Source organism: Paraburkholderia ferrariae NBRC 106233, from assembly GCF_000685035.1.
In the GTDB taxonomy this organism is placed as follows: Bacteria; Pseudomonadota; Gammaproteobacteria; order Burkholderiales; family Burkholderiaceae; genus Paraburkholderia; species Paraburkholderia ferrariae.
In genome coordinates, this window is the sequence record NZ_BAYB01000038.1 from 26,169 (window position 1) to 49,213 (window position 23,045).

21 protein-coding genes and 1 riboswitch are annotated in these 23,045 nt (G+C 63.1%); of the genes, 9 read left to right on the top strand and 12 right to left on the bottom strand.

Annotated features, from left to right (window positions below; translation table 11 throughout):
* Positions 1 to 57: 57 nt before the first annotated feature.
* Positions 58 to 771 (bottom strand): riboflavin synthase, encoded by a 714-nt coding sequence (locus tag BFE01S_RS31215; RefSeq protein ID WP_028228887.1) that lies wholly within the window; start codon positions 769 to 771, stop codon positions 58 to 60.
* 181 nt (positions 772 to 952) lie between these two features.
* A riboswitch (FMN riboswitch) is annotated at positions 953 to 1,119 on the top strand.
* Positions 1,120 to 1,191: 72 nt separating this feature from the next.
* On the opposite strand from BFE01S_RS31215, the gene BFE01S_RS31220 reads away from it, so the two are divergent.
* From BFE01S_RS31220 to BFE01S_RS31230, 3 genes are all read left to right on the top strand, one after another.
* On the top strand, positions 1,192 to 1,692 hold the full coding sequence (locus BFE01S_RS31220) for a 6,7-dimethyl-8-ribityllumazine synthase (protein WP_028228888.1): 501 nt from the start codon (positions 1,192 to 1,194) through the stop codon (positions 1,690 to 1,692).
* 365 nt (positions 1,693 to 2,057) lie between these two features.
* Entirely contained in the window at positions 2,058 to 2,396 is a 339-nt protein-coding gene (locus BFE01S_RS31225) for a DMT family transporter (protein WP_028228889.1), read from the top strand.
* A gap of 136 nt (positions 2,397 to 2,532) precedes the next feature.
* Entirely contained in the window at positions 2,533 to 2,907 is a 375-nt protein-coding gene (locus BFE01S_RS31230) for a VOC family protein (protein ID WP_028228890.1), read from the top strand.
* A 39-nt stretch (positions 2,908 to 2,946) separates the two neighbouring features.
* Here the strand turns inward: BFE01S_RS31230 and BFE01S_RS40885 are convergent, their stop codons facing one another.
* The 3 genes from BFE01S_RS40885 to BFE01S_RS31245 form a co-directional block, all read right to left on the bottom strand.
* Complete coding sequence (locus tag BFE01S_RS40885) at positions 2,947 to 3,159, bottom strand: hypothetical protein (RefSeq protein WP_042339165.1); 213 nt, start codon at positions 3,157 to 3,159, stop codon at positions 2,947 to 2,949.
* 63 nt (positions 3,160 to 3,222) lie between these two features.
* Positions 3,223 to 3,657, bottom strand: a complete 435-nt coding sequence (locus BFE01S_RS31240) for a nuclear transport factor 2 family protein (protein ID WP_028228891.1) — start codon at positions 3,655 to 3,657, stop codon at positions 3,223 to 3,225.
* 30 nt (positions 3,658 to 3,687) lie between these two features.
* On the bottom strand, positions 3,688 to 5,709 hold the full coding sequence (locus BFE01S_RS31245) for an NADPH-dependent 2,4-dienoyl-CoA reductase (protein WP_028228892.1): 2,022 nt from the start codon (positions 5,707 to 5,709) through the stop codon (positions 3,688 to 3,690).
* 128 nt (positions 5,710 to 5,837) lie between these two features.
* Between BFE01S_RS31245 and BFE01S_RS40890 the strand changes: the two genes are divergently transcribed.
* Positions 5,838 to 6,422, top strand: coding sequence for a PadR family transcriptional regulator (locus BFE01S_RS40890; protein ID WP_042339168.1), 585 nt, complete (start codon positions 5,838 to 5,840; stop codon positions 6,420 to 6,422).
* Here BFE01S_RS40890 and BFE01S_RS40895 read toward each other — a convergent pair.
* The gene (locus tag BFE01S_RS40895; protein ID WP_156967221.1) at positions 6,416 to 6,943 is read right to left on the bottom strand and encodes a hypothetical protein; all 528 of its coding nucleotides are present in this window, start codon (positions 6,941 to 6,943) and stop codon (positions 6,416 to 6,418) included. The genes BFE01S_RS40890 and BFE01S_RS40895 overlap by 7 nt on opposite strands.
* Positions 6,944 to 7,490: 547 nt before the next feature.
* On the opposite strand from BFE01S_RS40895, the gene BFE01S_RS31260 reads away from it, so the two are divergent.
* On the top strand, positions 7,491 to 8,903 hold the full coding sequence (locus tag BFE01S_RS31260; RefSeq protein ID WP_156967222.1) for an undecaprenyl-phosphate glucose phosphotransferase: 1,413 nt from the start codon (positions 7,491 to 7,493) through the stop codon (positions 8,901 to 8,903).
* A gap of 27 nt (positions 8,904 to 8,930) precedes the next feature.
* On the opposite strand, the gene BFE01S_RS40900 is transcribed toward BFE01S_RS31260, so the two are convergent.
* Positions 8,931 to 9,776, bottom strand: a complete 846-nt coding sequence (locus BFE01S_RS40900; protein WP_245621244.1) for a WecB/TagA/CpsF family glycosyltransferase — start codon at positions 9,774 to 9,776, stop codon at positions 8,931 to 8,933.
* A 469-nt stretch (positions 9,777 to 10,245) separates the two neighbouring features.
* On the opposite strand from BFE01S_RS40900, the gene BFE01S_RS31270 reads away from it, so the two are divergent.
* Together BFE01S_RS31270 and BFE01S_RS31275 are read left to right on the top strand one after the other, a co-directional pair.
* The gene (locus tag BFE01S_RS31270; protein ID WP_028228894.1) at positions 10,246 to 11,955 is read left to right on the top strand and encodes a GMC oxidoreductase; all 1,710 of its coding nucleotides are present in this window, start codon (positions 10,246 to 10,248) and stop codon (positions 11,953 to 11,955) included.
* On the top strand, positions 11,955 to 12,899 hold the full coding sequence (locus BFE01S_RS31275; RefSeq protein WP_028228895.1) for an NAD-dependent epimerase/dehydratase family protein: 945 nt from the start codon (positions 11,955 to 11,957) through the stop codon (positions 12,897 to 12,899). The genes BFE01S_RS31270 and BFE01S_RS31275 overlap by 1 nt, the downstream gene beginning before the upstream one ends.
* A 15-nt stretch (positions 12,900 to 12,914) precedes the next feature.
* On the opposite strand, the gene BFE01S_RS31280 is transcribed toward BFE01S_RS31275, so the two are convergent.
* From BFE01S_RS31280 to BFE01S_RS31295, 4 genes are all read right to left on the bottom strand, one after another.
* Positions 12,915 to 14,273, bottom strand: a complete 1,359-nt coding sequence (locus BFE01S_RS31280) for a lipopolysaccharide biosynthesis protein (RefSeq protein ID WP_245621245.1) — start codon at positions 14,271 to 14,273, stop codon at positions 12,915 to 12,917.
* 31 nt (positions 14,274 to 14,304) lie between these two features.
* Positions 14,305 to 15,966 (bottom strand): glycoside hydrolase family 44 protein, encoded by a 1,662-nt coding sequence (locus BFE01S_RS31285; RefSeq protein WP_028228897.1) that lies wholly within the window; start codon positions 15,964 to 15,966, stop codon positions 14,305 to 14,307.
* Positions 15,944 to 17,236, bottom strand: a complete 1,293-nt coding sequence (locus BFE01S_RS31290) for a hypothetical protein (protein WP_042339173.1) — start codon at positions 17,234 to 17,236, stop codon at positions 15,944 to 15,946. The genes BFE01S_RS31285 and BFE01S_RS31290 overlap by 23 nt, the downstream gene beginning before the upstream one ends.
* A gap of 97 nt (positions 17,237 to 17,333) precedes the next feature.
* Positions 17,334 to 18,053, bottom strand: a complete 720-nt coding sequence (locus BFE01S_RS31295) for a polysaccharide biosynthesis/export family protein (RefSeq protein WP_028228899.1) — start codon at positions 18,051 to 18,053, stop codon at positions 17,334 to 17,336.
* Positions 18,054 to 18,235: 182 nt separating this feature from the next.
* Between BFE01S_RS31295 and BFE01S_RS31300 the strand changes: the two genes are divergently transcribed.
* Positions 18,236 to 20,389, top strand: a complete 2,154-nt coding sequence (locus BFE01S_RS31300) for a GumC family protein (RefSeq protein WP_169742684.1) — start codon at positions 18,236 to 18,238, stop codon at positions 20,387 to 20,389.
* 25 nt (positions 20,390 to 20,414) lie between these two features.
* A complete protein-coding gene (locus BFE01S_RS31305) occupies positions 20,415 to 21,386 on the top strand; it encodes a DUF6492 family protein (protein WP_028228901.1) in 972 nt (323 codons plus the stop codon).
* Between the two features lie 23 nt (positions 21,387 to 21,409).
* On the opposite strand, the gene BFE01S_RS31310 is transcribed toward BFE01S_RS31305, so the two are convergent.
* Positions 21,410 to 22,435: an aliphatic amidase gene (locus BFE01S_RS31310; RefSeq protein WP_028228902.1), complete on the bottom strand. Its 1,026-nt coding sequence runs from the start codon at positions 22,433 to 22,435 to the stop codon at positions 21,410 to 21,412.
* Between the two features lie 262 nt (positions 22,436 to 22,697).
* Positions 22,698 to 23,033, bottom strand: coding sequence for an FmdB family zinc ribbon protein (locus tag BFE01S_RS43605; protein ID WP_028228903.1), 336 nt, complete (start codon positions 23,031 to 23,033; stop codon positions 22,698 to 22,700).
* Positions 23,034 to 23,045: the final 12 nt, after the last annotated feature.

The following is a 23,045-nucleotide window of genomic DNA, read 5'->3' on the forward strand; positions in this document are numbered from 1 at the left end:
GCGGATCGGGCTGGCGAACACGACGAGTCGGTGGCCCTGGCCGGCGACTCGTCGCCCTTACTGCTTCGGCAGCCGCGGGATGTTTTTGATCAGCAGGTCTTCGATGTCGATGCCCTTCTCCGCCAGCAACTTCGAGACGACGCCGGTCAACTCGCCCAGCGTTTCCTTGACCGATTCCCGTATCGTGTCCACGACAACCTGCGTGCTGCGTTCGATCTCGATGTTGACCTTGTCGCCGACCGCCTTGGCATCGAACGTGGTGGCGCGGCGCGTTTCGGGAATCAGCCAGAGTTCGAACCAGCCCTCTTCCCGATTGGTCTCCGAAACCGTGAGGCTGCAACCATTGACCGCGATGTAGCCCTTCGCGAAAACATAGCGGCGAAAATCGGCCGGTATGCGGATGCGAATCATCTTGTTGTGTTCGGATAACGAAATATGTTCGATCGTGCCGGTGAAATCGACATGACCGGACAGCGGATGCCCGCCAATCTCCGCGCCATCCTTTGCCGCACGCTCGACATTGACCTTCGCGCCTTCCGTCAAGTCCGCGAGTGTGGTGATTCTCAGGCTCTGCAGCATCACGTCGAAGTCAACCAGCACAGCGGAACGGATCGTTGTCACCGTGAGGCAGACGCCATCGACCGAGACACTGGCACCGATTTCGATACCCGCGGTGAATCCCTCGGGAAATTCGATGCTGAACGTTCTCAGTTCCGCATGATCTTCAATCGCCTTGATAACGCCGACACCTTGAACGATTCCCGTAAACATATGCGCCTCTTTAGCAGTTTCCAGGTCGATATGATAACTGCCCCGCGACCCGGGCACGATGGGGCACGGCGGAACGCGGCAAACCCGCCCGCCCGCGAACGATAATGACCTCACCTCGCATAGGGGTACGCGGCAGCAATATTTTCGTTCTCGTGCTAATTTACGTCTCGTTCGCTTTTGAACATGTTCTCGGGGCGGGGTGAAATTCCCCACCGGCGGTAATCGGGTCGGCACGATCCGTAGCCCGCGAGCGCTTTGCCAGACACGGCGGTACGTGATGAAGCAAAGGTCAGCAGACCTGGTGAGATTCCGGGGCCGACGGTATAGTCCGGATGAAAGAGAACGGAGCGGTACGCGCCTCTGCGTCTTGCAGCGGCGCGGCCGTTCTTCGCCCTGTTCACACAAAACAGGCCCATGCAAATGACTGTCACCTCTCTTCACGCAGACTCCCCGCTCGATTCCGTTCCAGCAGAACGGCGGCGCATCGCCTTCGTGCAATCGTGCTGGCATCGCGACATCGTTGACCAGTGCAAGACGTCCTTTCTCGATGCAATCACGCAGTACGGCTATACGGCCAATGACATCGATCTTTATGAAGTCCCCGGTGCATTTGAAATTCCCCTGCACGCGAGGCGCCTCGCGTGTAGCGGCCGCTACGCTGCGATCGTTGCGGCGGGACTGGTGGTCGATGGCGGAATCTACCGCCACGAGTTTGTGGCTCAGGCCGTTATCAATGGCTTGATGCAGGTTCAGCTCGAGACCAATACGCCGGTGTTTTCCGCCGTGCTGACACCCCATCACTTCCACGGCGAAGAGCATGTCCGCTATTTCCGCGAACATTTCGTCGTAAAGGGTGCTGAAGCGGCACACGCGTGCGCGGACACGGTGCAAAAACTCGCCGCTCTTTCCGCCGCCGTTTAGCGAAGCCGGCCATGGCTATCGCGCGAAGACGCCTCGCATGCATCTGAACCCGGACCACTACCTGCAAACCGGTGCCGGCCGTGTGTTCACGGCCGAACGCAACGCCGCGGCCTGGGAGCAGTTGTACAGGGATTTGACAGCGGCGCTCAGCGAGCGGCCCCGGCGTTCAGACTCTTCGAGCCCCCATCGCAAACAGAGGGACTCGACGGAGCGATCGCGGTTGGCGAGGACTCCGCTGCGCACAAGCAAGCGCGTTGACAACCGGTTTCCGCTCTGAGACCATGCTTCCTCAGCTTCGGGGTACCGCTACCTTTCTTCGCTTGCTCCAACGTTCGGTATAAACGTTGGACTGGCGAGGTACGCATATGCCCTCCACACAGGCCGCATGGCTCATTCTTGCTGCGAGCGTCGCAGCCGAAGCGCTCGGCACGGCCAGTCTCACGCTCTCCGCCGGATTCACCCGGTTCCTGCCCTCCGTGCTCACCGTGATCTGCTACGTCACGGCCGTCTTTCTGATGGCTGTCGCAACGAAGCGAATCGAAATGGGTATGGCCTACGCGGCCTGGGCGGGAAGCAGTGCTGCCTTGACGGCAGTGATAGGTGTGGTCTGGTTCGAGGAATCGCTCAACGCCCTCAAGGCCATGGGGTTGTGCATGGCCATATGCGGCATTGTCTTGCTCAATTTCAGCAGCAATGGCACCTGAAGGCGTTGCAGCAACACGCTGCTGAGATGGCAGTTCGCCCTAAAATCCCTGCAGGTCCCGCACAGGTCCCGCACAGGTCCCATACAGGTCCCATACAGGTCCCATACAGGTCCAAACGCACACTTCAGGAGAACTCATGTTTGATCACGTCAAATTCGGAGTCACCGACTATGCGGCAAGCAAGGCGTTCTATCTCGCAGCGCTCGAACCGCTGGGCGTAGCGGTGGTCTCCGAGGGCGACCCGACCTACGGTGTGGAGTTGAGCCCGCCGGGCCAGCCTTCGCTGTGTCTCTATCAGACCACCGAAAAGCCCGCGCACCTTCATCTCGCGTTCACGGCAGCGAACCGCCAGCAGGTCGAGGCGTTCCATCGCGCGGCGCTGAAGGCGGGCGGCAAAGACAACGGTGGACCTGGCCTGCGCCCGAACTACAACGCGAACTACTATGCCGCGTTCGTCATCGATCCGGACGGGCACAACATCGAAGTGGTGTGCCATACAGCGGGCGCCTGATCCTGCCTCCCTCTCGCGTCAGACGTCAAACGTCAACCCTCAACCCAAAGCCCGCAAGTCCGCATCCACCTTCTGAAGCACTTCTGCCGAAACGAGGCCATCGGAGAATTTCGCCGCAGTCGCCAGCGACATGCCAAGCGCCATACCGATTAGCGGATGCGAGGCAATGCCGGGCAAGTGCTTCTCGACGACGGCCTTCGCGCTATCGCTTTCCAGAAGATCGCGTACGGTAGAGTCGATCGAATAAGGCATGGTGATTTTCCTTTTTCTGCGGTTGGGGTTCGTCGGAAAGCGCGGCTACGTCGTCTTCCAAGGCTAAACCTTGTAGGCCGGCAGAAACTGCGCGAGCCGCGCGCCCATTTGCGCGCCCAGGGCCTGCAACGCGTTGAACGGCCGGATCATGACCTCGAATTCGACAATGCGGCCTTCCTCGTCGAAACGGATCATATCGATGCCCTTGAGCTGCTTGTCCTCCACGTTGGCGCTGAACTCCAGCACGACATTCAGTCCGTCCTCACTGCTGAACTGACGATGATAGGTGAAGTCGCGAAAGATCGTGACGACCGTTTGCAGCGCCATCAGCAACGCCGGAGCCGGCGCATAGGGCTTGAACGCCATGGGCGAACGGAAAACGGCATCGGGGTGCACGATGCTGCTCAATGCGCTGAGATCCCCGCTTTCCACCATCGCGTGCCACTTTTCGAGGGAACGCGCGACAGCGGGATGAACATGAAAGGTTGACTGGCTCATGAAAACTCCGTTCTCCGAACAAAATGGCCGTCACAGCGCGACGGCGAGTGTCGTGCCTTGATAAATGGCGCGCTTGGCATCCAGTTCCGCGGCCTCGTCCGCCCCGCCGATCACGTGCACGGTGCGTCCGGCGGCCTGCAGTTGATCGGCGAGTTCGCGCAGGGGCTCCTGTCCCGCGCAGATCACCACGTTGTCCACGGGCAGCGTGCGCGGCTCGCCGTCGATCGTCACGTGCAGTCCTTCCTCGTCGACGCGCTGGTAGTCCACCGAGGAAACCATCTCCACGCCCCGTGCCTTGAGCGCCGTGCGATGAATCCAGCCCGTGGTTTTTCCAAGACGGTCGCCCACCTTCGACTTCTTGCGCTGCAGGAGATGCACGTGGCGCGCAGGCGCTTCCAGATGCGGCTGGCGCACCCCGCCACGCTCCGCATAGGTCGTATCCACGCCCCATTCGGCGAAGAACTTCGCCGGGTCGAGGCTGGCGCTTTTGCCCTCGTGCACCAGATACTCGGCCACGTCGAAGCCGATGCCGCCGGCGCCCACGATGGCCACCTCGCGCCCAACGGGTTTGCCGTCGCGCAGAACGTCGAGATAGCCCAGCACCTTCGGATGATTCGCGCCTTCGATCTTCGGATCGCGTGGCACGACACCCGTTGCAACCACCACTTCGTCGAACGCTCCCTGCATCAGCAGCTCCGCCGTCGCGCGCGTATTGAGGCGAAGCTCCACGCCGTTGAGTTCGATCTGGCGCCGGAAGTAACGCAACGTTTCCTCGAATTCTTCCTTGCCGGGCACCTTTTTAGCGATGTTGAACTGCCCGCCGATCTCCGGGCCGGCCTCGAACAGCGTCACCGCGTGGCCGCGCCCGGCCGCCGTCACGGCACACGCAAGCCCCGCCGGACCCGCACCCACCACGGCAACCCGCTTGCGCTGCTGCGCCGGCTGAATGACGATCTGCGTTTCGTGGCAGGCGCGCGGATTGACCAGACAGGACGTGACTTTGCCTGCGAACGTATGGTCGAGGCACGCCTGATTGCAGCCAATGCACGTATTGATTTCGTCGGCGCGACCCTCCCGGGCTTTGCGCACGAAAGCAGCGTCGGCGAGGAACGGGCGCGCCATCGACACCATGTCGCACACCCCATCGGCCAGCAGTTGTTCCGCCAGTTCGGGCGTGTTGATGCGGTTGGTGGCAACAAGCGGAATCGACACCTTGCCCATCAGCCGCTGCGTCACCCAGGTGTAGGCGCCGCGCGGCACCTTCGTGGCTATGGTCGGTATGCGCGCCTCGTGCCAGCCGATACCCGTGTTGATCAGGGTAGCGCCCGCCTGTTCGACGGCCTGCGCGAGCCCGATGACCTCCTCCAGCGTGGAACCGCCTTCCACGAGATCGAGCATGGAAAGACGATAGATGAGGATGAAGTCGCGGCCCACGCGCTCCCGAATGCGGCGCACGATCTCCAGAGGAAAGCGGATGCGGTTCTCGTAACTGCCACCCCAGCGATCGTTGCGATGGTTCGTGCGCGGCACGATGAACTCGTTGATGAGATACCCCTCCGAGCCCATGATTTCCACGCCGTCGTAGCCTGCATGCTGAGCGAGCGCCGCGCAGCGAACGTAGTCGTCGACGGTCTGCTCGACCTCTTCATCGGTCAGCTCGTGCGGGACGAACGGATTGATCGGGGCCTGCAGCGCGCTCGGCGCCACCAGTTTCGGCTGATACGAATAGCGCCCAAAATGCAGGATCTGCATGGCAATCTTGCCGCCTTCCGCGTGGACCGCCCGCGTAATCAGCCGGTGCTGGTCGGCTTCGGCCTCGGTGGTCAGCATGGCGCCGCCGTGCATGGGACGCGCGCGCTCGTTGGGGGCAATGCCCCCGGTCACGATCAGTCCCACCTCTCCCCTTGCGCGCTCCGCATAGAAGGCCGCCATGCGTTCGAAGCCGTTCGGCACCTCTTCGAGGCCGACGTGCATGGAGCCCATCAGGACGCGGTTTCGCAGCGTGGTGAAGCCCAGATCGAGCGGGCGCAGCAGATTCGGATAGTGTTCCATGGTATTTATGAAACTAGTTGCATAGAGGGTGGCATCATCATGCAACCAGTTTCATAAACGAGCAAGGGAATGTATAGTTTTAGAGGAAATCCTTTATCTTCAGTCCAGCCCGCCTCTGCTCCCGCCCGATGTCGCTTCCTCACGCCTTGCTTACTGCTCTCGTCGAACGGTCCTGCTCCGGGTCCGAACTGGCGGCCCGCTTCGACAAATCGATCGGCTACTTCTGGAACGCTACGCACCAGCAGATTTATCGCGAACTGGGACACCTCGAAGAGGCAAAACTCATCGAGTCGCTACCGGAGGAGGCCACCCGGGGCCGCAAGCGCGCTTACCGGATCTTGCCGGCGGGCCGCGACGAATTGAGGCAATGGATTACGCAGGAAGAAGAGCCTGCCGTACTGCGCCATGAATTCCTGGTGCGGCTGCGTGCGGAAGCCGTGGTCGGACCCACGGGGCTGGAGAAAGAGATTCGGCGCCGCATTGCGCTGCATGAAGACAAGCTTGCGCAATATCGCGCAATCGAGCAGCGCGATTTTCCGGACGAACCGCAGGACCGCGAAGCGGCACTGCAACGCGTGGTGCTGCAGGCCGGGACAGGATATGAGAGCGGGTGGCTCGAAATATTGAATGCCGCGTTAGCTGCGCTGCAAAAACCGTCGCGCGACGGCGGATCGACCCAAGGCCGCAAAAGCAGAAGAAAGCCGGCTCAATGACAGCCGCTCGCCGTGCAATACCGGTTATAGACAATGCCATGCCCGTCCATCCCTGAGATAGTCCGGGTGCCGTTGCCATAATCGGTAATGGTTTCGTTCCAGGTCGAGCCGTCCGCCGCCATACCGCTGACGAAAGTCGTGCTTCCGTTAGTCTGGGCGATATGGTTGGCCGTTTCGTTCGCGTTAGCGCCTTCGCTGTCGATCGGCGTCATATTGCCGAAGCGCTGCACGGTGTAATTATTTCCGGACTCGTCCACGCAGTTCTGAAACGCGAGACTGCCCGAGCAACCGGCAAAGACGGTGGCGGGCGCCGCGCACGCGGCAGCAGCAAAGCAGAAAGTCAGCGCTAGACGCTTCAATGGCGACCTCGAATGACGGCGAAAAGACAACGCGCCGCATTGTACCTTGATAGCTCGGGCCTCCCCCAGGCGGCCAAAACCGCGTTGCGGGCAAAGTCTGCATGCCACGAATGCGCCATGGCAATGACCAATCCGGAACAAAAAACGTTTGCGCGCATCCATTAAACGTTTGCGTGAGGACGATAAATTCTCTTGCCGAAAATACCCCGTATCTCTTCGCTCGGGAATTCGGGGAATCGAGAACCAGCGTGCGATTCCGCTCAGTGACGAATTGACCACACAATCCCGGCATTCCTGGCAAAAGTCGCTCTCCCGCATACGCAAAAGACATATTGCACTGGTAAAATCTGCGCGAATTGAGGATGGCAGCCCGCCGTTCCGGAATATCGACCCGAACCTAGACCACTCGTGCCGCCGGATCGAAAGTCTGCGCATCAGGCCGATGGGGAACGGCCGTCTGCTCCCATGCCTGAGCGCACCACGCACCCGCTACGCCGGAGAGTGCAGCCGCTCACCGCATGCTCCCAATCGAACGCCCTTCCGGCGCCGGCTTCGCCACGCCGCCGGATCGCGCCGCTCGCTTGGCGCGCGTTGCTCCGTGCGCGGACAGAAACTCCCCGACACTCTGGCCACGCCCCGGTTGCCGCGCAGGCGCCGGGCCTGATGAATGCTGTCGAGTCGTTAGCTACACGAACCAGCCAAGCCCGCCATGTCCACTCAGTCGAGTCACCATCACCGCCTTTTCATGGCGTTGGCGGGGGGCGTTAGCGCGGCGCTCAATGCCGGCGCATTCGTCGCGCTCCTGCTGCACCACGGGAAAATGGCCGATTCGCCCTGGCTGCGCATCATGGCCGGCATGCTGGCCGTCGCTGCGTTCGTGGTCTTTGTGCGCTTTCATTTGATCGCGAGTGCACGTCAACTTTCGTGGATGCTCCAGCGCGGCGCACTGCGCTGGTGCCGCCTTCCGTTCGTACTGGCGATCTTGCTGCCGGGCGCCGACTGTGGCGCGAGGGAGTTGTGCGTGCTGCTCGCGCAATGGGCGGCACTCGCGCTGCCGCTTCAGCTTGCGGGCCTCGCGCTGCTGCGCGGCATTGCGCACAGCATCAACAATGCACCGGGCAACCAGCGCGACGCCATCTTCATCGGTCTGGGCCCGGCGGCGCGCAAGCTGAACCTGCGCCTCACGCGTTCGCCCATTCTCGGTATCCGCGTGACCGGCTATTACAGCGATGTGCCCGTGGTGGCGGATGCCGGCGAAACACTGCCGCCGCGGCTAGGCGCCTACGCCGATGCGGCCGAACGCATTCAGGCCAACGACTTCGAGGTCGTGTTCATCGCCACGGGCCGGCTCGACGGCGAGCAGGCCACGGCCGAAATCGTGAAGCAGCTCTACGATTCGACCGCCGCGATTTACTTCGTACCCGAGTCGCGCTTCGTGGAAGATCTCGCGACCAACAGCACGGATCTTGCCGGGGTGCCCTTGCTCGCGTTGCACGAGATGCCGATTCTTGGCCTTTCGCGCATGCTCAAGCGCATCGTCGATATCGTCGGCGCAACGCTGCTTCTGTTGCTCCTGTGGCCGGTCATGCTCGCCATCGCGATTGCGGTGCGCGTCGATTCGCGAGGTCCGATCCTGTTCCGCCAGCTACGTTACGGCGAACATGGCGAGCCGATTGTCGTGTACAAATTCCGCTCGATGCACGTCGAGTTTCAGGACGACGAATACACGCGCGAAAGCGGCCTGCGCCAGGCGTATGCCGGCGATCGCCGGATCACCGCAGTGGGCCGGCATCTGCGCCGCAGTTCGCTCGACGAGTTGCCGCAACTGTTCAACGTGCTTGGCGGTTCGATGAGTCTGGTCGGACCGCGCCCGCATGCGGCCGAGCACAATGAAATGTACCGGCGCCTGATTCCCGGCTATATGCTGCGCCATAGCGTCAAGCCGGGCATCACGGGCTGGGCGCAGATCAACGGACTGCGGGGCATGACCGACACGCCCGACAAGATGCAGCGCCGCGTCGAATACGACCGCTACTACATCACGCACTGGTCGCTGTGGCTCGACCTGCAGATCCTGCTGAGAACGATTCCCGAGATCATCGCGGGCCGCAACGCGGTCTGATGCGCGGCCCGCTGCCGGGCCACCGGATCAGCGCAGTCTACCCATGCCCGCGGCAGCGCGCTCCAGACGCGCGATCCGCCATTGACGCCAGAAGATGCGCAGGAAGCGCCGGTCGTCCACCAGATAGCGGCGCCACAAACGCGCGGGATCCTGCTTGATGCGCCAGCACCATTCAAGCCCGTTGCGCTGCATCCAGGCGGGCGCGCGCTGCTGCTGGCCGGCGGCGAACTCTATGGCCGCGCCCGCACACAACACGAGGCCGCCGGAAAACTTGCCTGCGTTGTGCAGCGCCCAGCGTTCCTGCTTGGGCATGCCGACGCACACGAACACGATATCCGGTGCCATCGCACACACGCGCCCGGCAATCGCGTCGCCTTCGGGACCGAGCGGATCGAACGCCATGGAAGGCGCGACGATCTCCAGATTCAGCCCCGGATAGTGCGCCGCGATGCCTTCGAGAAGCTCCGGCTCGCGGCCCGGTTGGCCGCCGACTACCACGACTTTCCACCCGCGCGTGCGCGCCCGTTCGCACAGCGCCGGCAGCAGATCCGCGCCCGTCACGCGGCCCGGCAAGGGCGTGCCGCACAGCCGGCTTGCCCAGACGAGCGGCATGCCATCGGCAAACAGGAAGTCGGCGGTACGGTAGAGACGCTTGAGTTCGGGCTGCTTATCGAGCCGCACCAGATGATCGACGTTCGGCGTGACCGCCACGCGCGCGCGGCCATCGCGGCGCGACGCGGCGTCGCAGAGCGCGTCGAGCGCCGTGTCGAACGGGACGGCGGCGATATCGAGTCCGAACAGCGCAATACTGGGCATGAATACAGCAGGCGCGGCAACGCTCGGTGCCGCGTCGTGAAGACGCACACTGCTCATTGGTTCTTGTATCCCCGACTTCCCGGCCGGACCTGAACCGGCACCGCGCCGGAAATCCGGCGTCATGCCCCGTCATGCGTCCGACGCGTGGTTTTTCTGGTCTCCTGGCAATGCCAGAATGTCTTTTGCTTTTTATTGCAGATGCGATGTTACAGCGCGTTCGTGGCGGCGGATATCGCCATCGTCTTTTTTTCGATACACGAAAGCAAATAAAGAACCTCAAAAGACCCATCAAAAGGCTTCGTATTCGCGGCGCGAATCGGCTACCATCGCAGCGGCCCGACAATGCGGGCAATGGAGCGGCACACATGCCGGCGGTATTCGAACGGATTGCAAGCAGCGACGCAACGATGTACGCAGATTCATCCGCGTGCTCATATAAACCGTGCGAAATGCAGACGAAAACGTTTGCGCGACTTTTGACGGGCCTTTCTCGAGCCCAAAGCCGCGCATCGGCACGTCGCGCATCATGATCGTCGACGCCCGCCAGATCCCCGCCAATACCGTGCTGCACGCCGACCTGTGCATCGCAGGCGCCGGTGCGGCCGGCATCACGCTCGCGCTTGCACTGGAAGACAGCGGTCTGGACGTCATCGTGCTCGAAAGCGGCGGCGACGAATCCGATCCCGCGATCCAGGCGCTCTACGCGGGCACGGTGGCCGATTCGCGGCTCCATCCCTCGCCGGAACACTACCGCGTGCGCCGCTTCGGCGGCTCCACCACGCTCTGGGGTGGCCGATGCATGCCGCTCGATGCGCTGGACTTCGAAGCACGCGAAGCGATCGCTCACAGCGGCTGGCCGATTGCGCTAACCGACTTGCTGCCCTGGTACCCGCAAGCCAACGCGCTGTGCGAGGCCGGCGAATTCGCGTACACGAGCGAGAGCGCATTCGAAACGCCGCAGCGGCCCATGATCGGCGGCTTCGCCAGCGATGTGTTCACCACGCACACGCTAGAGCGCTTCAGTTGCCCAACCGACTTCGGCGCACGCTACCGCGCGCGCCTGGCCAATGGCCGCGTGCGCGTGCTCCAGCATGCCAATCTGTGCCGCCTGCCGTTGCAGCCCGGCGAATCACGGCGCGTGGGCATGGCCGAAGTGCGAGTGACGGGAGGCGCCGCGCTACGCATTGCCGCACGCGGCTATGTGCTTGCAACGGGCGGCCTCGAAGTGCCCCGTCTTTTGCTCAACAGCCCCGGCGCGAGCGGTCGCGGACTCGGCAATGCGCACGACGTGGTCGGCCGCTACTATATGAGCCATCTTGCGGGCACCATCGGCACGCTGGACCTGGCGCAGGCCAGTTCCGTATGGCACGGCTACGATATCCCGGACGAAGGCATCTATTGCCGGCGCCGGCTTGCGCTGAGCGCCGACGCACAACGCGCGCTGCGCACGGGCAACTTTATCGCGCGCCTGCATCACCCGCGCATTCCGGATAGCGGACACGGCAACGGCATTCTGTCCGCGCTGTACCTCGCACGCAGCATCGTCCCGTACGAGTACGCGAAGCGCCTTTACGACGATGTGCCCGACAACGATGCCGGTTCCGCGCTCGCCCACCTGAAGAACGTCATTGCGGACGCACCGAACACGGTCGCCTTCCTCTGGCACTGGCTGCGCAAGCGCACACTGGCGGACCGCAAGTTCCCTTCCGTGATCGTGCGGCCGGCGAACCTGCGCTTCAGCCTCGACTTTCATGCGGAGCAGGAACCCAATCCGGCGAGCCGCGTTACGCTCGGCCGCGAAACCGACGCGCTCGGGCTGCGCCGCATTCATGTCGACTGGCGCTATACCCGCCAGGACGTCGCAACGGTCAGCCGCGCGCTGGAGGCACTCGCGCAGGAAGTCCAGCGCAGCGGCGTGGGCCGCTTCACCTACGATCCCGACACGGTCGAGGCGGAGATGACGCGCTACGGCGCCTATGGCGGCCACCACATCGGCACCGCGCGCATGGGGCTCGATCCGCGCACCAGTGTGGTCGATCGCAACTGCCGGCTGCATGAAACCGATAACGTGTATGTCGCGAGTGCCGCGGTGTTTCCGACTTCGGGCCAGGCCAATCCGACCTTGAGCATCGTTGCGCTCGCGCTGCGGCTCGCCAGCCATCTGCGCAGCGCGGCGGACCTCACCGCATTGCCCATGCCGAACGACTCCACTTCCCACACCACGGAATCTGCGTGATGAAAGCCCGCATCCTCGTTCTTGGCGCAAACGGTTATGTCGGCCGCCGTGTGGTTGCGGCATTGGCCGGCACCGATTGGGCCGAGCCCGTGGCCACATCGCGCCGCTCCGGTAGTGGCGTGCGTCAGGTCGATGCCGCGGACGCCGCCTCGCTCGGCGCCGCGCTCGCCGATATCGACGGACTCGTGAACTGCGTAGCCGGTGCACCCGCAACCATCGTGGCAAACGCGCGTGCATTGCGTGCCGCGCTCGAAGCGCGCACCGCGCCCGTGCCGGTCGTGCACTTCAGCTCGATGGCCGTGTATGGGGCAGCCGTAGGCCGCATCGACGAACAGGCTGCGCTCGACGCTGCAAGCCCCTATGGTCTCGCCAAGAAGGAGGCCGAGCAGTTGCTCGCGCCGCTACCTGCGGTGACGCGCCTGCGCCCGGGCTGCATCTATGGAGCCGGCAGCCCGCAGTGGTCGATACGCATTGCCGATCTGCTGCGCGCGCAACGACTGGGAGACCTCGGTGCGGCCGGCGACGGTTGCAGCAACCTCGTGCATATCGACGATGTCGTGCACGCCGCGCTCGCTGCGCTGCGCACGCCGGAAGCGGGTGGCCACGCCTACAACCTCGCGATGGCCAACGCGCCGCGCTGGAACGAGTACTTCGTTGCGTATGCGCGTGCGCTGGGCGCTACACCGGTGCAACGGATCGGCGCACGCCGCCTCAAGCTCGAAACGCGCGTGCTCGCGCCCGCTCTGAAGCTTGCGGAAATCGCTGCGCGCAAGGTTGGAGTCCGCAATCTGCCGCCGCCGTTGCCGCCTTCGCTTGCGCACCTGTGGCAACAGGATATCCGGCTCGACTCGCGCCGCGCCGAGCAGACTTTCGGCCTCGCATGGACGCCGTGGCAAGCGGCATTGCAGACCGAAGCAAAGCACGCAAACCCGCGACTTGCCTGACCGGGCCGCACGCAATTACGTGCGGCCAGACACGCCTCGCCACAACGTGACGAGCGGAGAAACGCCGAGTAGCTTCCGGGCCGCCCAGGCGGCGAGAGCACCATTCACGGCCACGGCGAGCGAGGCCGCTGCCGCCGCGCCCACGCTCCCACCGCCCGGTGCCATTGCCGCAAGCCCGAGCAGAAGCACCGCGACCGACCCCACGTTGATGCGATACAGCACCGACGTATGCGCGGTCATGCCGAGCAGTTCCGGCATCGCCGTGAAGCAGGCGGCGGCAAGTTGCCCCAATGCCAGCACGCGCAACGCCGCCGCTCCGGCGCCGTAACCGTGCCCGAAAATCGTCAGCACGTGTTCCGGCACAAGCAGCATGCAGAGCGTGAACGGTAGCGCCAACGCCAGCACGATACCGGTCGCTTGCGCAGCACTCCTCTGCAATCCGTCCCGATCGTGGCGAGCAAAGAGACTTGCGAATCGCGGCGCAGCCATGCCGGTAACGCCGCTAATCAGCAGATTGACCACGAGCGCGAGACGCCAGGCCAGCGCGAAGAGACCCGCTTCCCGCGAAGACGCCACGATGCCAAGCACAATGGCCGGCGCCGATGTAATCAGGAGCTTCGTGAATTCGAGCGTAAACAGCGAGAGACCCGGTTTGAGCAGGCGCGGCGGTTCGCAAGACGACTCGCCCGTGCGCGGCACTGCCTCGAGAAATCGCTTGAGCAGGAACGCACCGGCCAGCGCGGCCAGCGCGAAACTGGCCGTCATGAGAAGCAGGGCATGGGTCACGGTCATCGCGCCGGCCATGACGACCGGCACGGCGGCAGCGCAGAAGATCGCGGGCCAGAGCCACGAATAGATCATCTGACTGCAGCCCACACGTTGCAGTCCCGCCAGCGCCCCTGCAAAAACGGCACCCGCGTTTTGCGGGACGAACGCGAGCGCGCCCAGCATCAACGGCACGGCCAGCGCCGGTTTGTGCAATACATGCGTGGCGAAGGCAGCAGCACCTGAAGCAAGCAGCGCCGAAATGGCCGCGGAAGCCAGCAGCACACACCCCAGCGCACGGCGGATCGCGGAGCGCACGGCCGCATGCCGGCCGGACGCCACATCCATTGCGATCTGCCGCGTCAACGCCTGATCGATGCCGAGGCGGCCAAACCCCGCGAGCGCCACCATCGTGCTGAACACAATATAAAAATTGCCTGTCTCGACCACGCCCAGCGCCGCAGCAACGAGCAGATGGAAGCCATACCGGCTCGGCAGATCGAGCAGCCGCACGCCGAGGCTGATCAGCGAGCCGCGAACGATCGAAGCGCTATGCTGCGCGCCATTGCGCGCAGCATCCGGCATGGCGTGCGGTTCCGTCTCGCTCACGTGCGCGCTTTCCCGTTGTGGAGTGGACACATCATGCGGGCGCCCCGCGAAGCACGAACAGCGTCACGCTTTGCGGCGGCAGCACCGCGCTCAGTGTGCCGTCCGCATAACGCACATCGTCCGCGCGGGACAGCACGCCATCCGCCAGTTGCCATCGTTCGGCCGCGCCGCTGCCCGCGAAGTGCGCGAGCGAAACGGCGGCCCTTGCCTGCCGGTCCAGTTGCTTGTTGATGACGACAAGCGTCAACGCGTGATCGCTCTCGCGCAAGGCAGCAAACGCGGACACCGTGTCCGGGTCGGGAACGGTGGCCTCGACGCTGGTTGCGCCAAACGCCCCACCGTTACCGTCGTAATTGCGGTAAAGCTTGATCGCCTTGTACACCGGCATCGAAGGGTCGAGCGTGCCCCAACGCGTGGCCATATCCAGACCTTCGCGACCGAAAATGCCCAGGACATCGGCCTGCGCCGTGGCGCCGCTCATGAGCGTCTCGCCGCCCCAGTTGTACTCCGTAATGGCGATGGGCGTGCCCGGGTAGTAATAGGTGTTCACCCAATGGCGCATCAGCGGAATCAACGCCACCACGCTATTGATCCACGTTGGGTCCTTGTAGTGCGGATCCCAGAGATCGCGCGTGGAGCGGTTGCGCGCGAGTGCGATAGCCGGCGTGTTCGCAGCGCCGTTCTCGGCATACTCGCCGCCTTGCGGATAAAAGTGCAGACTGAAAACATCGACAGGATGCCCGGCCTTTTTCCACTGCGTGAGCAGCCAGGGCACATAGGGCAAACCGCCCGTTTCGTTCTGCCGGTCGGGCGCATGATCGAAGCCGTGTGCGTTCGCGTACTGCTGATCGAAGCCACTGTAGAAATAGCCCTGCCAGCCCCACTCTTCCGGCGCGAGAATCTGTGCCTGCGGATCCACCGCCTTCACGGCACGCGAATACGCCAGCACCTTGTCGGCCATTTCCTGGGCATGGGCGCCGTCCGGATGCACGTCGCGGTGTATCAGTTGCCAGAGGCTAGGCTCGTTGTCCAGCGCGTAGTACCGCACGCCTCCCGCGTCCGCACCGCCGAAGCGGCGGACGAGCGACGCCACGCGCGCCCCTTCGTTCTGCGGATCGTCGGGCACTGTCGCGTCGTCAGAGTCGTTTCCCGTGATCGGAGCGCCGCCCTGGGCCATGCCGTTACCGGCGTCGGCGTGGCCGTCCACATCGTGGTTCGGCTGCGGTCCGTATTTGACGATCGAGAAACTCGCCAGCGTTTGCCGTTCGGGGCCCAGCTTCGCTACGCGCCCGAGCATCGGAATGGTCACGATGGGCGTGGCGCCCGCCGCCTGCGTGAGAATCACGAAGCGGTCGCCGAACTGGTCGTTGATGTCGAGCGGATCGACCGCAAGACTTTCGTAATACCAGTCCTTGCCCGCATTGCGCGCGTCGATGCGCCAGTTGTAGGCCGATGCGCTGTTGCCGCCCGAGCGGTTGAGCGGCACGCGCAGATCGCGCAGCGTCGTGGTGCTGCCGAAATTGATGCCGTAGATCAGCGGGCTGATCGGATGCCGCGCGGCGGCCGCATCCACCGAGATGGCAACCGGCGAGGCATCATCGGAGTTCGCTTCGGTGCATGCAGCGGCGCCCGACAACAGCAGCGCGGCGGCACTCAGAAGCGCACACAGCCTATGCGGTTCCGGGCGCAGCATAGCCACTCCGGTCATCAGCCTGAGAATCCACTTCGCCCAGATCGCCCGCGCGCCACACGTAAACAAAAATCGCGAGTATCACCGCCGTTTCGCCCGGCGTGAGTGTCGGCGGGTAGAAGAAGGAGATGAGCAGGATGTAGACGAGGTAGTCGAACAGCGCGCCCAGGAAATCGTCTTCGACTTTCGCCCGCAGGCGCCGGTAGAAGAACAGCCCGCGCAACTGGAAGAACAGAATGATCATCGCGCCTATCAGGCCGTATTCGAATACGATGCCGAGCCACGTGATATCGGCCAGAAAGAAGAAGTGGTGGAAGTAGTCGATCAGATTGTCGCGGCTCGTCGAACTGATCGTGCCCACGCCAAAGAGCCAGCGCACGGGCTCGCTGCCGAGAAAGCGCGTCGCGAGAATCATCGAAATGCGGCGGGTGTCGAATCCCGTAGCCGCGTCCGTGCTGAAAGCCGTGGCGAGATAGCCCGCCGAGAACATGGAAGTCAGCGCGATCGGCGCGCACACCAGCAGCCCGACGCGTGCGAGCGGACGTATCCAGAAGAACGTGTTGATCACGAGCACGCCCATGATGCCGATCACCATGGCGCGCGTCTTGACGATCCAGAGCGTCACGGCGAACGCGACAAGCGCCCCGGCAAGGTAGCCGGCATGCCGCTCGAAGAAAGCCCGGCGATAACAGAAGAACAGCAGGATGAGCGGAAAGTACATCGACATGCGAATGCGATGGCCGCGGTTATCGTTCGTGAAAAACGGTGCGACGCCAATCACATAAGAATCCTGATACCAGCTGGACGGCACCACGACCCACAGCACGATCAACGCGCCGATCACCACGGCGCCCGCGATCAGGAAGCTGCGCTGCAGTTCGCCCAGCGTGGGCCGCAACGCAAGCAGAATGGCGAGGAACGAAAAGAAGTACAGCATCGGCAGCAGTTTCACCTGCGCCGTAATGCTCGTGAAAAAACTTTCGTGAAAGTAGAACACGGCGGCAAAACTCGGCACGAGGGCCAGCCACGCAAAGCTGATCAGTATCTGCCGCGTCATCGGGAAGCGCTGCTCGCCACCCAGGCGCAAAACGGCAGGCAGCGACAGGACCGGAAAGGCCTTCGAAAGCGCCCAGAGCGGCGCGAGCGCACTGAGATAGTGAAAGGTCTGGCCGAACAGCGGCAATAGCGCGAGCAGGCACCACATGACCCGTGCTCTGGCCGGCTCGGTCGAAAAGACAGGGGCGAGCCCTGCCGTCGAAGCGGCGGTTTCCATCTCGTCTCGTTGCTCTTTCCTGAACGTGCCTTGAATACGCGTGAAGCCGGCGGCGGAAGCGTGCGGCGAGGCCGCCGCCCCCGGCATCGTCGCTGCGTTACGGATAGGTGGGATTGTTCGAGATGGTGTAATCGAAGCCCCGATTGAACGGCAGCACCTTGTCGATGTATTGATCGACCCACTGATCGACCTCGGCAATCGACGACTTCGGCACGAACACCACGTCCGCTGTCTGGAGAACGACGTCCTGCGCGGGATCGCCCGTTTGCGTGAACGCATCGACATCGATCGTGCGCAGCATCGGCCGGCCGTCGGGGCTGCGGCGAATCAGCACGATCTCGTGGGTGCGCGCCGTGTCGAGCAGCCCTTGCGCGGCGATCACGGCCTGCATCACGTTCATCCCCGGATGCAGCGGAATTTCACCGGGCTTGGCAACCTGTCCGCCCACATAAACATGGCTCGACGACTGCGCGATGGCCACCGATGCCTGAGCATGGGCGGCCACGCCGTTGGCGGCGAGCGCCTTGTCGATGTTGCCCGCGAGTTGGGCCACCGAAAGGCCCGCTGCCGGCACCGTGCCGGCAAACGGCATGCTCAGGGTGCCGTCGGGCGCGACGGGCCCGCGGTAGTTGAGTTCGCCATTGAACGGCAGGACGACCGAAAGATCGTCGCCGGGCTGAATGCGATAGACGCTGGGGGTCGTATCGACCCAGGTTGCGAAGCTGGCCGGTCGCTGGTATTGCGGCTCCACCCAGGTGCGGGTGCAGGCGGCGAGCAACATCAGCACCAGGACAAATACCGGGCGGAGTCTGTTCATTGAGCGTGTGGTAAATGGCTTTGACTGCCGAGTCCGGGTCCGCAAACGATTCACATGAGAAAAGTGTCTTTTGGGAACGACAGAGCCTGCGTCAAATTCATAAAAATATCAGGCTACAGCATGTTTTCTTACGTATTATATGCGCCTTCGGCACTGAACCTGTGGGTCTGGAACCACACCGTATGGTTATTACGACTAGAACAAGACCTGAGCGAAAAACTGCTGTCGTTGAACTGACGATTCGGGATTATCTCAACACGTTTTTCTACTATCGCAAGGTCGCGATATCGGTATTTCTTTCCGTCGTCCTGCTCGGTATGGCCGTGGCGGTGATGGTGCCCATGCCGTACCGCGCTCAGGCAACGCTGCTCGTATTGCTTGCGGGTTATTACGACCAGTCGAACAACCCTAACGGCTCCGCCGGGCTGCAGCCGATGATCGGCCAGCTCGACAGCGTGGAAGCCCAGATCCTCAGCAGCCCTGAACTTCATCGCGACGTCATCATTGCGAAGCTGGGACCGAATGCCAGCGAGCGCGAAATCGACAATCAGGTTCAGGATTTCGAGCGGCATCTGCATATCGAGCAGAACGATGCCGCCAACACCATTCAGCTCACTTACTACGACGCCGACCCGAAGGTGGCCGCGGACGCCCTGTCGCGCCTGCTCGACAAGTACTTCCGCCGGCGCGCGACCATCTTCACTTCCGGCCGCGTGGATTTCCTGAACAGCCAGCGCGACGACGTCAAGGCGCAGCTGGACAAGGCCAATGCCGACCTGCTCGCATTCCAGAAAACGCACGGCATTGTCGATATCGACGACCAGATCTCCCGCTCCGTGCTGCTCGAAAGCCAGCTCGTGCAGCACAAGCTCGAAAACGACAGCAAGCTGGCCCAGGACCGCGGCGAACTCCGGTCGATGCAGGCTTCGTCGAGGGGCGTCAAGGCGACCATCCCGATCTTCACCGACGACTCGGAAGCCGCGCACGCGCTGGACACGATGCAGCTTTCGCTGATGCAGCTCCAGACGCGCCGTGCCGATTTCGCCTCGCGCTACATGGCCAACTCGCCGTTCGTGCAGCAACTCGATCAGCAGGTGACCGACATGCGCGCCAGCATCGAGAAGCAGAAGCAGCAGTTGGCAACCGCTACGCGTTACGGCCACAACGACTATTACGACGTGGTGCAGGGCAAGCTGTCCTCGCTGAACGCCAGCATCGCCGGCGAAACCGCGCTTGCGCAGACGCTCGACGAGCAGATCAGAAACGCGCGCACGCGCCTGAAGAACCTGAGCGATGTGTCGAGCCAGATGCGCCAGCTCCAGGCGGACCGCGACATTCTGGCCGACAGCTTCAAGGAGCGCTCCCGCCAGGTCGAACTCGCGCGAATCCAGCAAGGCCAGGTCAGCCAGGTCGACAGCACGAACGTGCGCGTGATCCAGGCACCGTTCCCGCCCTCCGAGCGCAACGTGTCGGGCAGCGTGATCGTCTCGGCCAGCGTCGCGGCGGGGCTGCTCATTTCCGCGCTCGTGGTGCTGGTTCTCGCCAGCCTGCGCGAAACCTTCCTGAGCCCGGAGCAGGTCGAGCGCTCCCTGCTGCTGCCGGTGCTGGCCGCACCGCTCTCGCTGGGCGGCGTGCGGCGCCCCGGCGCATCGGGCATGGCCGCATCCGATACGGGCAGCGTGGCTCCACGCCCCGCTCACCTCGCCTACGGGCGCATGATTGCCTCGATCAATGCGAGTACGGATGCCCCCGCCAAGGTGGTGATGGCGCTCTCGTTCAGCCAGAACGACGGACTGCTGCCGGTGATCCGGGGACTCGCCGTCGAACTCGAACATCGCTCGGCCAAGCCCATCCTGATTCTCGACATGGCGTCCGCGCCCAATGCGCCGCTTTATGGCCCGTTGAATGCGCAAGGACTGCTGCCCTGGCCCGGCCACGGTGGCGTTCACGACCGCACGGCGGCGCTGCCGCCGGACACCGTGCACGCGAACGATCTCGTCTTCGAGCGCGTGGAAGGCCACAACATCGTGGTCGCACGGCCGCGCAGCGGGGTGTTCGCGTCGTCGTGGCAGCAAACCAGCAGCGTCTTCGAGGCCCTGCGCAAGTCGCACGATTACATCGTGGTGCATGCGCCGCCCGCCAGCCAGTCCTTCGCCGGCATCGAAAACGCCGCGCTCGCCGATGCGACCATACTCGCGGTTCGCGCCGAAGCCACGCGCAAGCCCATTGCACTCACGCTCAAGACGCAGGTTCAGGACGCCGGCGGCCGGCTGATCGGCATCGCGCTCACGCACCGCCGCGGTTATATCCCCGACTTCATTTACCGCTTCTTCTAACGTGGCGCAGCGCCCGCCGAACACCATGCCCCAGATCAGTGCGATCTTGCCCATCAAAACGCGGGGCAGGCACTACGCCGACAATATCGGCCGCTGCGACATCCTGTTTTCGTCGCTGCGTCACTTCGCGAAGCCGGATACATTCCATCGCATCGTTCTCGTCGTTCCGCACGACGAGGTCGATGAAGTCAGCGGCTACGCGCAAGCATGGTCCGATTTCCCGATCGAAGTGATCGACGAATCGCAGTACATGGGGATTTTTGGCGAATTTTCGCAGCGTCACCAGATCCGCAACTGGCACCGGCAGCAGATCATCAAGCTCTACGCGCCCGCGTGGATCGAGACCGAGTATTTTCTCGTGCTCGACCCCGACTGCTTCGCCACGCATGCGTTCGACGCGAGCACCCTGCTGCCCGGAGGCCGGGCGCTTACGCATTTGCAACCGCGCAACGTCGAACCGTATTACTGGGAAGCCTCGGCCAAACTGCTCGACGTCGATCCGCAACTGGAGCGTGACGGCATCTGGTGGACGCCGGCCATCCTGTCGCGCACGCTGTGCCTGAGTCTCCAGCAGCGACTTGAAGCGGTACATGGCACCGACTGGCGGCGCGTGCTGCTGGCCAACTACGCGATCGACTGGACCGAATACACGCTGTATTGGCTGAACGCGGAGCGCGAAGGTCTGCTCGAGCGCTATCACGCCACGCCGCAACCGGGCCAGCGCGCGCTGCACGCCGCGGAAAGCGTCTGGTTCGCGGAGAAGATGGAAGCCTGGAGTGGCGCACGTCATTTCGCGCCGGAGAGCGACGGCCTGTTCGCCGTGGTTCAGAGCAATACGCGCATTCCGCTGCAGCACGTCGTGGAAAAACTCTCCCCGCACTTTCCCGTGAAGGTCCAGGCGTATCGGCGCCATTTCGATCCGGCGTTGAAAGGCGCCGAGCTTTACTCGGCCGTGGCGCGGCGCGGGCTCAAACTGCTGAACAGGTTGCGCGGCTAACGCGGCACGCACCCCTGTAGCGCCTAGCCTTCGTTTGGAATGCCATCGATGGGGCACTCGGCCGTCCCCGGTGTCGCGCGCGTAAGTGCTTCGACTCGCAGTCGCGTGCCTTCGGGATCTTCGACCCAGTCCCGATAGAACCCGAAGGGACAGGCTGCCACGCCATGCGCGCTCCCGCCCGAGTTGATCGTGCCCGTGTACCCTCGGTGCAGCAGCTTGTACAGATGGTTTTGCGACTGCATGTTACGCCGGGCGTCGCGAATCATCGAGAGCGAAAGTTCGGCGTACTGCACACCCATCTCTTCCTCGCCGCATTCGCCAAGCGTGCGCCCGTCGAAGCCCACGATTGCCGAGTGCCCGAAGTACGAGTACACACCGTCCCAGCCGGCGGCATTCGCCACGGCGACATAGGTGTTGTTCATCCACGCCATGGCCTTTGCAACCATCACCTGCTGGTCCTTGGCCGGGTACATATAGCCCTGGCAGCGCACGATCAGCTCTGCGCCGTTCATCGCGCAGTCGCGCCAGATCTCGGGATAGTTGCCGTCGTCGCAGATGATCAGGCTGATCTTGAGTCCCTTCGGGCCTTCCGTTACGTAGGTGCGGTCGCCGGGGTACCAGCCTTCGATGGGCGTCCACGGCATGATCTTGCGGTACTTCTGCACGATCTCGCCGCGATTGTCTATGAGGACGAGCGTGTTGTACGGGACCTTGTGGGGGTGTTCTTCGTGACGCTCGCCGGTTAGCGAGAACACGCCCCATACGTTGGCCTTGCGGCACGCTGCTGCAAATATTTCTGTTTCCTCGCCGGGTATGGTCGAAGCGGTGTCGAACATTTCCTGGCGGTCGTACATGATGCCGTGGGTTGAATATTCCGGGAACACGACCAGGTCCATGCCCGGCAGGCCCTGTTTCATGCCGACTACCATGTCGGCGATGCGGCGTGCGTTTTCGAGTACCTCTGCCTTTGTGTGCAGGCGCGGCATTTTGTAGTTGACTACTGCTACGCCTACGCAATCGCGGCTGCTTGAAATGTCACCATGTCGCATGGTTCGGTATCCTCTTTATGAAAAGTGGTTGAGGTTTGGTTTTGGGGGGTGGTTTGCGGGCGCATTGGGGGTGTTATTTGCGGTTTTGCGGTTTTGCGGTTTTCTGTTTTCGTGGTGGTTTGCCTGGGTTGCCCCTGTGCGGGGCGGCACCTACTTTTCTTTGCAGCGGCAAAGAAAAGTAGGTGCCGCCCCGCACAGGGGCAACCCAGGCAGACCACCACGAAAACAGAAAACCAAAAAACAGGAGCAAAAAAGGCACCCCCTAATGACTAATCATCCACGGCCGCCCAGCCGGCCTCTTGATCCCGTCCGGCGCCGCACCAGAAAGCCTTCCGCTGCTCCCCGAACAACAACCGCATCCCGCACGATGCCGCAGCGGAGCACCCTCACCAGACTGCCGCGGCGTATGTGCCGCCCGCTCATTAACTGCATGGGCGCCGCGCCGCGCACTCCCCATCAAGGCAAGCGAAGGCGCACTAACCACTCGCCCACTCTCGCCCCCGCAAACAGGACAAGAACACGGCTTCTCACGATCCGCGATGCGCCGCATGACAGAAAACGACCCGCAACTCCCACACTCGAAATCGTAGATAGGCACGACATCCTCTCC

Excerpts from the sequence above, each read along its gene's own strand:
- BFE01S_RS40900 (WP_245621244.1), bottom strand. The coding sequence starts at position 9,776 with ATGAGCAGTGTGCGTCTTCACGACGCGGCACCGAGCGTTGCCGCGCCT.
- BFE01S_RS31285 (WP_028228897.1), bottom strand. The coding sequence starts at position 15,966 with ATGCTGCGCCCGGAACCGCATAGGCTGTGTGCGCTTCTGAGTGCCGCC.
- BFE01S_RS31240 (WP_028228891.1), bottom strand. The coding sequence starts at position 3,657 with ATGAGCCAGTCAACCTTTCATGTTCATCCCGCTGTCGCGCGTTCCCTC.
- BFE01S_RS31305 (WP_028228901.1), top strand. The coding sequence starts at position 20,415 with ATGCCCCAGATCAGTGCGATCTTGCCCATCAAAACGCGGGGCAGGCAC.
- BFE01S_RS31300 (WP_169742684.1), top strand. The coding sequence starts at position 18,236 with ATGGTTATTACGACTAGAACAAGACCTGAGCGAAAAACTGCTGTCGTT.
- BFE01S_RS31220 (WP_028228888.1), top strand. The coding sequence starts at position 1,192 with ATGACTGTCACCTCTCTTCACGCAGACTCCCCGCTCGATTCCGTTCCA.
- BFE01S_RS31270 (WP_028228894.1), top strand. The coding sequence starts at position 10,246 with ATGATCGTCGACGCCCGCCAGATCCCCGCCAATACCGTGCTGCACGCC.
- BFE01S_RS31310 (WP_028228902.1), bottom strand. The coding sequence starts at position 22,435 with ATGCGACATGGTGACATTTCAAGCAGCCGCGATTGCGTAGGCGTAGCA.
- BFE01S_RS31260 (WP_156967222.1), top strand. The coding sequence starts at position 7,491 with ATGTCCACTCAGTCGAGTCACCATCACCGCCTTTTCATGGCGTTGGCG.
- BFE01S_RS40895 (WP_156967221.1), bottom strand. The coding sequence starts at position 6,943 with ATGGATGCGCGCAAACGTTTTTTGTTCCGGATTGGTCATTGCCATGGC.
- BFE01S_RS31245 (WP_028228892.1), bottom strand. The coding sequence starts at position 5,709 with ATGGAACACTATCCGAATCTGCTGCGCCCGCTCGATCTGGGCTTCACC.
- BFE01S_RS31230 (WP_028228890.1), top strand. The coding sequence starts at position 2,533 with ATGTTTGATCACGTCAAATTCGGAGTCACCGACTATGCGGCAAGCAAG.
- BFE01S_RS31275 (WP_028228895.1), top strand. The coding sequence starts at position 11,955 with ATGAAAGCCCGCATCCTCGTTCTTGGCGCAAACGGTTATGTCGGCCGC.
- BFE01S_RS31290 (WP_042339173.1), bottom strand. The coding sequence starts at position 17,236 with ATGGAAACCGCCGCTTCGACGGCAGGGCTCGCCCCTGTCTTTTCGACC.
- BFE01S_RS31215 (WP_028228887.1), bottom strand. The coding sequence starts at position 771 with ATGTTTACGGGAATCGTTCAAGGTGTCGGCGTTATCAAGGCGATTGAA.
- BFE01S_RS31295 (WP_028228899.1), bottom strand. The coding sequence starts at position 18,053 with ATGAACAGACTCCGCCCGGTATTTGTCCTGGTGCTGATGTTGCTCGCC.
- BFE01S_RS31225 (WP_028228889.1), top strand. The coding sequence starts at position 2,058 with ATGCCCTCCACACAGGCCGCATGGCTCATTCTTGCTGCGAGCGTCGCA.
- BFE01S_RS40885 (WP_042339165.1), bottom strand. The coding sequence starts at position 3,159 with ATGCCTTATTCGATCGACTCTACCGTACGCGATCTTCTGGAAAGCGAT.
- BFE01S_RS40890 (WP_042339168.1), top strand. The coding sequence starts at position 5,838 with ATGTCGCTTCCTCACGCCTTGCTTACTGCTCTCGTCGAACGGTCCTGC.